Origin of the sequence: Achromobacter sp. 2789STDY5608615, from assembly GCF_001298995.1 — a bacterium.
Taxonomy (GTDB): Bacteria; Pseudomonadota; Gammaproteobacteria; order Burkholderiales; family Burkholderiaceae_B; genus Achromobacter; species Achromobacter insuavis.
Map to the genome: position 1 here is coordinate 40,111 of NZ_CYTY01000043.1, position 11,188 is coordinate 51,298.

An 11,188-nucleotide genomic window follows, 5' to 3' on the forward strand; every position below is an offset into this window, starting at 1 on the left:
CCACCCTGCTTCACCCGGCCGACTCCGGTTCCATCCGATGAGCCATGCGCCTACTTCGTGCCCGACAGCGCGCGCGCCAGGTCATCCACGTTCTGCTGCATGGCGGTCAGGCCCGCGCTGCCCAGCAGGTACCAGTTGTAGCCGTTCAGGTAGACCACGCGCTGCTGCTTCCAGGCCTTGGTCGGACGGATCAGTTCGTTGTCCAGCATGCGCTGGGCCGACGTGCCCTCGCGGCCGATGGCCGCGTCGCGGTCGATCACGAACAGCCAGTCCGGATCGGTCTGGGCGATGAACTCGAACGAGATCGCCTGGCCGTGGTTCGACACGTTCAGGTCCTTGGCGGCCGGCGCGATGCCGAACGCGTCATGGATGACGCCAAAGCGCGAGCCCGGGCCGTAGGCGCTCATCTTGCCGCCGGTGGTCAGCACGATCAGGCCGGTGCCGGCGCCGGCGGCCTTGCCGTGCAGCGCGGCGATCGAGGCGCGCAGGGCGTCCAGCTTCTGCTTGGCCTGCGCCTGTTTGCCGTAGATGGCGGCCAGCGTTTCGGTACTGCGCACCACGCTGCCCACCAGATCCTTGGCGTCGGCGGTCAGGTCCACCGTGGGCGCCAACTTGGCCAGCTCGTCGTACTTGGGCGCCGAGCGGCCTGCCACGAAAATCACCTGCGGCTGCGCCGCGTGGATCACTTCGTAGTTGGGCTCGAACATGCTGCCCACCTTCAGGTAGCGCTTGTCGGCATATTGGGCCAGCTGCGGCGGCAGCTTGGCGGCCGTCGGCACGCCGGTGACGTCCACGCCCAGCGCATGCAGGGTGTCCAGCACCGCCAGGTCCAGCACCACGGTCTTGGTCGGGTTGGACGGCACGGCGGCTTCGCCGCGCGCGTGCTTGACCGGCACGGTCTGGGCCGCGCTCAGCGCGCTGGCGGCGCCCAGGACCAGGGCCGCGGTGGCACACGCCAGCCAGCGGCCGGCGCGTCGCGCTTGGGATTGTTTCATCGTCATGCTCATCTCTCCAGGTTGCGGGAACGCCGCCTGGCGGCGGCGGTCCCCGGGTGTTGCACGCGGGCTCAGAACTTCACGCCCACGCCCAGCCAATAACGGCGGCCGTCCTCGACATAGCCGTAGTCGTCGTAGCCGACCTTTTTGTCGAACAGGTTGTAGATGCCGGCGTACACCGACACCTTCTTGTTGACGGCGTAGGAGCCGCCCAGGTCGACGAAGGTGTAGGACGGCGCCACCAGCGACGACGAAGACGGGCCGGTGATCGGCTGGCTTTCCTTGCCGCGGTAGTTGACGCGGGCCCACGCTTCCAGCGCGTCGGAGGCCTGCCAGTTGACCGTGGTGGTGAACAGGTGCTTGGGCAACTGGTTCAGCGGCTGGCCCTGGTACTGGCCGGTCTTCTGTTCCGACTTGGTGAAGGTGTAGCTGCTGGTCAGCGACCAGTCGCGGCCCAGCGGCAGCTTCAGGTTGGCCTCGACGCCGCGCGACACCGCCTTGTCCACGTTCATGTACGTGGTGGGGTTGGCGCCGAACTGGTTGGGGCCCTCGGTGCACTGCGACAGCGGGCACGCGACGCGGGTGATCTTGTCCTTGAAGTCGTTGTTGAAGACCGTCAGGCCGGCGTTGAAGCCTTCGCCGTCGTCATACAGCAGGCCGATTTCCTCGGTCACCGACTTCTCGGGCGTCAGGTTGGGGTTGCTGTACATGTTGCCGCCGCGGCTGACCTGGCCCCAGCCCGCGACCGTCTGACGCAGGTCGGGCGCGCGGAACCCGGTGGAGACGCCGCCCTTCAGGGTCCAGCGCTCGGCCATGTGCCACACGCCGTACAGGCGCGGGCTGAAATGGCTGCCGAAGTTCTCGTCCTGGTCCATGCGCAGGCCGCCGGTGAGCGCGAAGCTCTCGGCCAGGCGCCATTCGTCCTCGGCGAACAGCGCCCACTGGTAGCGCTCCACCTTGCTGGGGCCGCCGGCCAGCTGGTTGCCGGTCTGGTCGGTCAGGCGCTGCGTCAGATAGCTGCCGCCCAGCGTCAGCATGTGCGAACCCAGCGGCAGCGACCAGCTGGTCTGCAGGTCCAGGTTCTTGATCTTCATCTGGCGCGAGCGGTTGTCGAATTCTTCCTGCTGCACGTAGCTGTCGGACACGCCCCAGCCCCAGCGGCCGGTGTGCGACAAGGCCCACTTGTTGCTGCGGTAGTCGGTTTCCGACGAGGCCGGGCAACCGGTGCGCGGGCACGCCACGCCCGGCGCCAGCGGCGCGACGGTCTTGCCCAGCGTGTTCTCGTATTTCTGGCGGCTGGAGGTGGCCTCCAGCACGATGTCGTGGTCGCGGTTGGGCGTGAGCGCCAGCTTGGCGGTGATGTTGGTGGCGTTGCGCTTGCGGTAGCCGTCGAAGATCTTGTCTTCGTCGCGCTGGGTCGCCTGGCCGTAGATCTGCAGGCCAAGCAGGTCGTTCTTGATCGGGCCGGCCAGGTAGAAGTTGCCCTGGTAGATGTCGCCGGACTTGCTGCTTTCCTGGATGGTGGTGTCCATGCGGATCTCGCCGCCCCACTCGCTGGGCACCTTGCGGGTGATGATGTTGATCACCCCGCCCATGGCGTCGGACCCATACAGCGACGACATCGGCCCGCGCACCACTTCGATGCGCTCGATGGCCGAGATCGGCGGCGTCCAGCCGCCTTCCACGCCGCTCGAATCGGAGTTGGTGCGGGTTTCACGCGAGTTCTGGCGCTTGCCGTCGATCAGGATCAGCGTGTACTTCGGGCCCATGCCGCGCAGGCTGATGTCCTGGCGGTCGCCGCCGCCGGTGACCACCACGCCCGGCACCTCGACCAGCGCGTCGGTGACGTCGCGGTAGAACTTCTTTTCGAGGTCCTGGCGCGTAATCACGCTGATCGACGCCGGCGCATCCTGGATCTGCTGCTCATAGCCGCTGGCCGTGACGACCACGGTGTCCAGCGTCCTGGTGTCGGCCGCCTGCCCCCAGGCCGGCTGGCCCATGGCGAGGCCCGCGCCGCACAAAGCGACGGCCAGGCGGGTGCGCGGGCCCAGTGCGCGACGCACGGCCAGATCGTTACTGCTCATGATTTCAACCTCTCCCGTCCCGGGTGACTACCGCGCCCCGTGCGCGGCGCCGCCCGCTCTCAATTTTTAATGAAAACCATTCTCATATTAGAATTGAGCCGGTCCGGGGGCTGCAACACGCTTTCCGCAACTTTTACTTTCTTCGCACTTCTTGACACTTCGGCCGCTGGCGACCCGCTATGCTGCCTCAGCAACAGAACCCAAGCGCATGTCCATCCCACCCTCTTTGACAACGCGCCGCATCCTGTTGATCGACGACGACGTCGACCTGGCATTGATGCTGCGTGAATACCTCGAACCCGGCCAGATCGAGCTGACCCTGGCGCACAACAGCGCCCAAGGTCTGCCTCTTGCAATGCAAGGTTGCTTCGACCTTGTCCTGCTCGACCTGATGCTGCCCGACGGCAACGGCCTCGACCTGTTACGGCGGCTGCGCCAGCATTCGCGCCGTCCGGTCATCATGTTCACCGCCCATGGCGGCGAAACCGACCGGGTGCTGGGGCTCGAGCTGGGCGCCGACGACTACCTGGCCAAGCCCTTCAGCCCGCGCGAGCTCAAGGCCCGCATCGGCGCGGTGCTGCGCCGCTTCGAGGAGACGCCGCAACCGCCGTCGCCCGAACTGAACGTGGGCGCGCTGTCGCTCGACGCCGCCAGCGGCCGCGCCCGCCTTGGCGCGCAAGAGGTGCTGCTGACCGGCGCCGAACAGCGCATCCTGGAAATCCTGATGCGCGCGCCGGGCCAGGTGGTGGCGCGCGACCAGATCAGCCTGTACGCGCTGGGCCGCAGCGCCGACCGCTACGACCGCAGCATCGACACCCACATCAGCAGCCTGCGCAGGAAACTGCAGCTGGACCAGGCCGGCGACGCCCCCGCCATCCGCAACCTGCGGGGGCTGGGCTACGTGCTGGCGGGCGCGGCCTGATGGCCTGGCTGCCGATACGCTCGCTGTTCTGGCGCGCCTTCCTGACCTTCTGGGGCGCGATGGCCATCATCACGGTCTGCGGCATGATGCTGACCGCGGCGGTGGCCTGGTATCGCGTCGATTCGCTGGACGGCCTGAATCCCGGCAACCTCACCCGCGATGCGACGCAGATCGCGCGCACCGACGGCGCCGACGGCCTGCGCCGGTGGCTCGCCGCCATGGATGCGCGCTATTCAGCGCTGAAGATCTATATCGTCGACACGCAGGACCGCGAGATCCTGGGGCGCCGCCTGCCGACCCGGCTGGGCGACTGGCTGGCGGCCTTCCGCGCCTCGCCCGATGCCAGCATGCTCACCGCCATCGACGTGGCCGCCGATCCCGACGCGCTGCGGGTGTCCTGGTGGGACCCGCAGCTGCTGATCCTGCCGGACCGCAGCCAGCTGCTGATGCTGTTCCTGCCATTCGATTCCTCGCACTGGGAGATGCTGGGCCTGACGCCGGTGGCGCTGGGGCTGCTGCTGTTCGCCCTGGCCATCACCGCGCCGTTCTGCTGGGCGCTGACGCGCCACGTGGCGGCGCCGCTGGATCACCTGCGCCGGGCGGCCCGCGCGCTGGCCGCCGGCCGGCTGGAAACGCGCAGCCCCGACGCCCTGGCGCTGCGCCAGGACGAAGTGGGCCTGCTGGCGCGCGACTTCGACGCCATGGCCGGCCGCCTGCAGGCGCTGGTGGACACCCGCGAACAGCTGCTGCGCAACATCGCCCACGAGCTGCGCTCGCCGCTGGCGCGGCTGCGCCTGGGGGTCGAGCTGGCGCGCCGCAAGGACGAACGCCAGGACCTGCAACTGGACCGCATCGAGCGCGAATGCGAGCGCCTGGACGCCCTGGTCGGCAGCACCTTGCGGCTGGCCCGCATGGGCGCCCTGCCCTCGCCGACCGAAACGCTGGACCTGGCCGAGGTGGTCGATGACGTGGTGCAGGATGCGCGCTTCGAAGCCGGCGACCGCGACATCACGATCGGCTGGCGCCGCCCCGCGCCGCTGCGCGTGGCCGCCGACCGCGACAGCCTGGCCAGCGCCATCGAGAACGTGCTGCGCAACGCGCTGCGATTCACGCCGGCGGGCGGCGCCATCCAGGTGCGCCTGCTGGCGGACGCCGGCGAGGCCAGCCTGGAAATCGAGGACAGCGGCCCCGGCGCGCCGGAAAAGGAACTGGCCTATCTGTTCGAGCCGTTCTACCAGAGCGCGGCGAACGCCGACGTCCCGCAAGGCGGCGCCGGCCTGGGCCTGAGCATCGCCCGCGCCGCCGTCGCGGCGCACAAGGGCCGGATCTCGGCGCGCAACGTCGCGCCGAACGGCCTGAGCGTGCGCATCGAGCTGCCGCGCGCGACGGCCTGAGCGCTGACGGAAAACGCCTGGCCGGCCCGCGGCGCGTGCGCCCGCGTCAGTCGTCGTCGGCCAGGATGGCGGCGGACAGCCGCGGCAACACCCGCAGGGCATTGGCCGTGGTGGCCTGCGCCACCTGCGCCACGGCAATGCCGCGCAGGTCGGCCAGCACCTGGGCGATGCGGCGCAGCTCGCCGGGCCGGTTGCGCCGTTGCGGCGGATGCAGCCAGGCCGGGGGGATATCGGGCGCGTCGGTTTCCAGCACCAGGTGCTGCAGGCCGACATCGGTGGCATGGCGGCGGATCTGCAACGCCCGCTCGTAGGTCATGGCGCCGCCCAGCCCCAGCGCGAAGCCCTGCTCGACAAAGGCCTGGGCCTGCTGCGCGCTGCCGTTGAAGGCATGCGCGATGCCGCCGATGCGGCCGTGGCGCCGCAGGTATTTCAACAGAATGTCCTGCGATTTGCGCACATGCAGCAGCACCGGCAGCTTGAATTCCGCCGCCATGGCCAGCTGGGCCGCATAGAAATGTTCCTGCCGCGCGCGCGGCTCGCCCGAGGCGATCTCGGGCACGAAGAAATCCAGGCCGATCTCGCCGATGGCGACGAAGCGCGGGTCGCCCAGCGATTGCCGGATGGCCTCGCGCAGGGCGTCCAGGTCGGCATCGACCGCGCGCTGCACATAGAGGGGATGGATGCCGAGCGCGTAGGCGCCGCCGGCCACCTGCGCCGCCAGGTCGCGCACCACGCCGAAGTTGGCGCGCTCGACGGCGGGAATGACGATGGCCTGCACGCCGGCGTCGAGCGCGTGCTCGGCCACCTCGCGGCGGTCGGCATCGAACTCGGCGGCATCCAGGTGGCAGTGGGTGTCGATCAGCATGGGCGCGGTCTCCTTGCCCGGGTCTCTTGCTCGATTATCGCGCCGCCGGCGGGGCAGCGTCAGCCCGAGACCAGCTTGCCGTTTTCCATCAGCAACTGGCGATCGGCGCGCGCCGCCAGCTCGGGATCGTGGGTGACGATGGCAAAGGCCGTGCCCGACTCGCGGTTGACCCGCGTCAGCAGCTCGAACATGTTGTGCGCGGTGTGGCGGTCGAGGTTGCCGGTGGGCTCGTCGGCCAGCACGCAGACCGGCCGCGTCACCAGCGCGCGCGCCAGCGCCACGCGCTGGCGTTCGCCGCCCGACAGCTGGCCCGGGTAATGGCCTTCGCGCGCCGCCAGGCCGACCAGGCCCAGCACCTCGCGCGCTGCCTCGCGGGCCTTGTCGCGGTTCTCGCGGCGCACGATCAGCGGCATGGCCACGTTGTCCAGCGCCGAGAATTCCGGCAGCAGGTGGTGGAACTGGTAGACGAAGCCCAGGCTGCGGTTGCGCACCTGGCTCTTCTTCGCTTCGCTCAGCCCCACGGCCAGCTGGCCGTCGACCGAGACCGAACCGCTGCTGGGCACGTCCAGCAGGCCCAGGATGTGCAGCAGCGTGCTCTTGCCGGAGCCGGACGCGCCGACGATGGCGACCATCTCGCCGCGCGCCACGGTCAGGCTGACGTTGCTCAACACCTCGATGCGGGCCGGGCCCTCGTCGTAGATCTTGACCAGCTTGTCGGCCTGCAGCGCCGGAGTCAGGGTATCAGTCATGGCGCAGCACCTGTGCGGGTTGCAGGCGCGAAGCGCGCCAGCTGGGGTACAAGGTCGCCAGCAACGACAGCACCAGGGAGGTCACGCCGATGGTCACGATGTCGCCCACCTGCGGGTCGGACGGCAAGGCGCTGATGAAATAGATCTCGCGCGGCAGGAAGTGCACGCCCAGCAGGCGCTCGATGAACGGCACGATCACGTCGACGTTGTAGGCGATGACGATACCGCCGGCCACGCCCAGCAGCGTGCCGATGACGCCGATCAGCGCGCCCTGCACCAGGAAGATGCGGGCCACTTCGCCCGGCCCGGCGCCCAGCGTGCGCAGGATGGCGATGTCCGACTGCTTGTCCTTGACCGCCATCACCAGCGACGACAGCAGGTTGAACGCGGCCACCGCGACGATCAGCGCCAGGATCAGGAACATCATGCGCTTTTCGGTCTGCACGGCGGCGAACCAGGTGCGGTTGTTGCGCGACCAGTCGCTCGCCATGACATACGGCGGCAGCACGTTGCGCAGCTCGGCCGCGACTTCGGGCGCCTTCTGCATGTCGGCCACGCGCAGGCGCACGCCGGCGGTGCCGCTGTCGCGGAAGACCTTGGCGGCGTCGTCGTTGTCGACGAAGGCCAGCGAGGAATCGTATTCGTAGTGGCCCGACGAGAACACGCCGACCACGGTGAACTGGCGCATGCGCGGCGCGAAGCCGGCCGGGCTGATGGAACCCTGCGGCGCCAGCATCAGCAGCGTGTCGCCCACCTTCACGCCCATGCCGTCGGCCAGCTCGTTGCCCAGCACCACGCCGAAGCCGCCCGGCTTCAGGTCGGTCAGCTTGCCCGCGACCATCTGCCGCGGCAGGTCCGAGACGTTGCCCTCGGTGGCCGGGTCGATGCCGCGCACCTGCACGCCGCGCAAGGCCTGGCCCCGCACCAGCATGCCCTGCGCCGCCACGAACGGCGCGCCGGCCTTGACCTCGGGGTTGCGCTTGGCGGCGTCGGCGAACTGCTGCCACTGTTCGAGCACCCGCTCGGGCGCGGCGCCCGGGATGTAAAGCTCGATGTGCGGCAGCACCGACAGCATGCGGTCACGGACCTCTTTCTGGAAACCGTTCATGACCGACAGCACCACGATCAGGGCGGCGACGCCCAGCGCGATGCCTGCCATCGAACTGGCGGCGATGAAAGAGATGAAGCGATCGCGGCGGCCGCGTCGCTGGCGGATCCGGGCCAACCCGGCATAGCGGGCGCCGATCCAGAGTTCGTAGGGTATTTTCAGCACGAGCGCATTATGGCATTAACCGGCCGGAAAACCGTCCCCGGATTGCGGGAATGGAAGACAAGCCATGACAAGCTATGGCAAGCGGGGCCGGGCTTAGTTCCCGCGCTGGGTCGGCATCCCGCCAGCGACTACAATCGCGGCCATGTTGATCGTCATTCCGGGCGCCTTGCCCGCCCTTCCCGTCGCCGCAGAACTGGCCAAGCTGCTGCCCGAGCGCGCGCCCACGCTACACCGCTGGCTGCAGGCCGGCAGCGCCCGGGTCCAGGCCCACGACATCCGTACCCAGGGCTGTACCGCGTTCGAAGCCTGGCAGTTGCGTCAGGCGGGCTACACGCCCGAGGCCGGCCTGCTGCCGGGCGCCGGACTGGGCCCGCTGCTGGCCGGCGGCCAGGCCGGAGACGGCCCCGTCTGGCTGGCCGAACTGGTGCACCTGGCCCTGGGCACCGACCAGGCCACGCTGCTCGACCCCGCCCTGATGGAACTGCGCGACGAGGAAACCGCCGCGCTGTTCGAGACCGCCCGCCCCCTGTTCGACGGCACCGGCTTCGCGGTCGAAGCGCTGTCGGCCAACCGCTGGCGCCTGCGCCTGCCGGACGGCCTGCGGCCCCAGACCGCCAGTCCGCTGGCGGTGGCCGGCCAGCGCCTGAACGACTGGTGGCGCCAGGATGCCGAGACCCGGCCATGGCGCCGCCTGCTCAATGAAATCCAGATGTCGTGGCATGAGCACCCCGCCAACGAGGCCCGCGCCGCGCGCGGCCTGCCGCCGGTCAACGCCCTGTGGCTGTATGGCGGCGGCACCCCGTGGGTCCCGCGGCCGGCCGGTCAGGAACAGATCATGACCGACCTGGACGGACCGCAACGCGCCGGCGACTGGGCCGCCTGGCTCGACGCCCTGGCCGCGCTCGACCAGCGCCTGCGGCCGCTGGCCGGTCCCAAGGGCCTGCCGGACGCGCCCGCCGAACTGCTGCTGCTGGGCGACGACCGCAGCGCCACTCTCACCCTGAAACCGCGCGGGGGCCTGCTCGGCTTGCTGCCCGCGCCCAAGAAAAACTGGAGCGCCTGGTGGTCTCACCCCGCTTAACCGTCCGCCGCGCCGACCTCGCCGCCTGCCATGCCCTGGAAGCCTCGGGCATCCACCCGCTGCTGGCGCGCCTGTGGGCGGCCCGCGGCGTCACCCATCCCGACCAGACCAAGCTGGCCTGGCCGGCGCTGCTGCCGCCGGCCGGCCTGACGCATTCGGCGCACGCCGCCGGCGTGCTGGCCGACGCCATCCAGGCCGGCAGGAAGCTGCTGATCGTGGCCGACTATGACTGCGACGGCGCCACCGCCTGCGCCGTCGGCCTGCGCGCCCTGTCGGCCATGGGCGCCGATGTCGACTTCCTGGTGCCGAACCGCTTCGAGACCGGCTACGGCCTGTCGCCCGCCGTGGTCGAACTGGCCTGCCGCCACCGCGCCGGCAAGCCCGACATCATCATCACCGTGGACAACGGCATCGCCAGCGTCGACGGCGTGGCCGCGGCCAATGCCGCCGGCATCGGCGTGGTGATCACCGACCACCACCTGCCCGGCGACACGCTGCCGGACGCGCTGGCCATCGTCAACCCGAACCAGCCGGGCTGCGGCTTCCCGTCCAAGAACCTGGCGGGCGTCGGCGTCATCTTCTACATGATGCTGGCGCTGCGCGCCGAGCTGCGCCGCCGCGGCGTCTACGCCCCCGATGGCGGGCCGCGCCTGGACGCGCTGTCCGACCTGGTGGCGCTGGGCACCGTGGCCGACGTGGTCAAGCTCGACGCCAACAACCGTCTGCTGGTGACCCAGGGCCTGCAGCGCATGCGCAGCGGCCGCCTGCAACCCGGCCTGCGCGCCCTGTTCGCCGTGGCCGGCCGCGAGCCGCGCGCCGCCAACGGCTTCGACCTGGGCTTCGCGCTGGGCCCGCGCATCAACGCCGCCGGCCGCCTGGCCGACATGAGCCTGGGGATCGCCTGCCTGACCACCGACGACGAGGCCCAGGCGCTGGAGATGGCGCGCGAGCTGGACAACATCAACCGCGAGCGCCGCACCATCGAGGCCGAGATGCGCGAACAGGCCATGGCCGCCATGGAGGCGCCCGACGCCGCGCCCGGCGCCACGGTCTGCGTGTTCGACCCGGGCTGGCACCAGGGCGTGGTCGGCCTGGTGGCCTCGCGCCTGAAAGAGAAATTCTGGCGCCCCACCCTGGCCTTCGCGCCGGCCGGCGACGACGAGATCCGCGGCTCGGGCCGTTCGATTCCCGACGTGCACCTGCGCGACGTGCTGGACCTGGTGTCCAAGCGCCACCCCAACCTGATCCGCAAGTTCGGCGGCCACGCCATGGCGGCCGGCCTGACGCTGGGCCGCAACGACTTTCCGGCCTTCGCCCCGGCCTTCGACGCCGCCGTGCGCGAACTGACCGGCCGCGACACCTTCGAGCCCGTGATCGAGACCGACGGGTCGCTGGAATCCGGCTACGCCAACGCCGAGGTCGCCGGCCTGCTGCAGCAGCAGGTCTGGGGCGCGGGATTCGCCGCGCCGCTGTTCCTGGACGAATTCGTGGTGCGCAACCAGCGCCTGGTCGGCGAGAAGCACCTGAAGCTGTCGCTCGAACGCGGCCAGCAGCGCTTCGACGCCATCTGGTTCGGCCACGACCAGTCGCTGCCCGAGCACATCCAGGCGGCCTACCGGCTGGAGCAGAATGTGTGGAACGGGATGGTGTCGGTCCAGCTGGTGATCGAACACGCCGCATGATGTTGCCCCCACGCCGCGCCCGCTACGCGGGCTAGCTGCCCCCCGAGGGGGCGCTTTTGCCTTGGGGCGGCCCGGCGGCAAAGTAGGCCCCCCACGCCGCGCCCGCTACGCGGGCTAGCTGCCCCCCCCCCCCGAGGGGGCGC

The 11,188-nt window shown here is 70.2% G+C and carries 9 protein-coding genes; 4 read left to right on the forward strand and 5 right to left on the reverse strand.

Going from position 1 to position 11,188, the window contains the following annotated elements:
• Positions 1 to 50 precede the first annotated feature (50 nt).
• Positions 51 to 1,001: a siderophore ABC transporter substrate-binding protein gene (locus tag AOZ49_RS26625; RefSeq protein WP_054478724.1), complete on the reverse strand. Its 951-nt coding sequence runs from the start codon at positions 999 to 1,001 to the stop codon at positions 51 to 53.
• 65 nt (positions 1,002 to 1,066) lie between these two features.
• Positions 1,067 to 3,079, reverse strand: coding sequence for a ligand-gated channel protein (locus AOZ49_RS26630; protein ID WP_054478726.1), 2,013 nt, complete (start codon positions 3,077 to 3,079; stop codon positions 1,067 to 1,069).
• 208 nt (positions 3,080 to 3,287) lie between these two features.
• Between AOZ49_RS26630 and AOZ49_RS26635 the strand changes: the two genes are divergently transcribed.
• On the forward strand, positions 3,288 to 4,001 hold the full coding sequence (locus tag AOZ49_RS26635) for a response regulator transcription factor (RefSeq protein ID WP_054429900.1): 714 nt from the start codon (positions 3,288 to 3,290) through the stop codon (positions 3,999 to 4,001).
• The gene (locus AOZ49_RS26640; protein ID WP_054429902.1) at positions 4,001 to 5,395 is read left to right on the forward strand and encodes a sensor histidine kinase; all 1,395 of its coding nucleotides are present in this window, start codon (positions 4,001 to 4,003) and stop codon (positions 5,393 to 5,395) included. The genes AOZ49_RS26635 and AOZ49_RS26640 overlap by 1 nt, the downstream gene beginning before the upstream one ends.
• Positions 5,396 to 5,441: 46 nt before the next feature.
• Here AOZ49_RS26640 and AOZ49_RS26645 read toward each other — a convergent pair whose 3' ends face one another.
• From AOZ49_RS26645 to AOZ49_RS26655, 3 genes are read right to left on the reverse strand one after another with little or no spacing between them, the layout of a single operon-like run.
• Positions 5,442 to 6,260, reverse strand: a complete 819-nt coding sequence (locus AOZ49_RS26645; protein ID WP_054429903.1) for a TatD family hydrolase — start codon at positions 6,258 to 6,260, stop codon at positions 5,442 to 5,444.
• A gap of 59 nt (positions 6,261 to 6,319) precedes the next feature.
• On the reverse strand, positions 6,320 to 7,009 hold the full coding sequence (locus AOZ49_RS26650) for an ABC transporter ATP-binding protein (RefSeq protein WP_054429906.1): 690 nt from the start codon (positions 7,007 to 7,009) through the stop codon (positions 6,320 to 6,322).
• Positions 7,002 to 8,234 carry a lipoprotein-releasing ABC transporter permease subunit gene (locus AOZ49_RS26655; protein WP_231689767.1) on the reverse strand — a complete coding sequence of 411 codons (1,233 nt, stop codon included), beginning with the start codon at positions 8,232 to 8,234 and terminating at the stop codon, positions 7,002 to 7,004. The genes AOZ49_RS26650 and AOZ49_RS26655 overlap by 8 nt, the downstream gene beginning before the upstream one ends.
• 190 nt (positions 8,235 to 8,424) lie before the next feature.
• Here AOZ49_RS26655 and AOZ49_RS26660 point away from each other — a divergent pair, with 190 nt between their 5' ends.
• Positions 8,425 to 9,363 carry a hypothetical protein gene (locus AOZ49_RS26660; protein WP_054478728.1) on the forward strand — a complete coding sequence of 313 codons (939 nt, stop codon included), beginning with the start codon at positions 8,425 to 8,427 and terminating at the stop codon, positions 9,361 to 9,363.
• Complete coding sequence (gene recJ / locus AOZ49_RS26665) at positions 9,345 to 11,045, forward strand: single-stranded-DNA-specific exonuclease RecJ (protein ID WP_054429911.1); 1,701 nt, start codon at positions 9,345 to 9,347, stop codon at positions 11,043 to 11,045. The genes AOZ49_RS26660 and recJ overlap by 19 nt, the downstream gene beginning before the upstream one ends.
• Positions 11,046 to 11,188 lie beyond the last annotated feature (143 nt).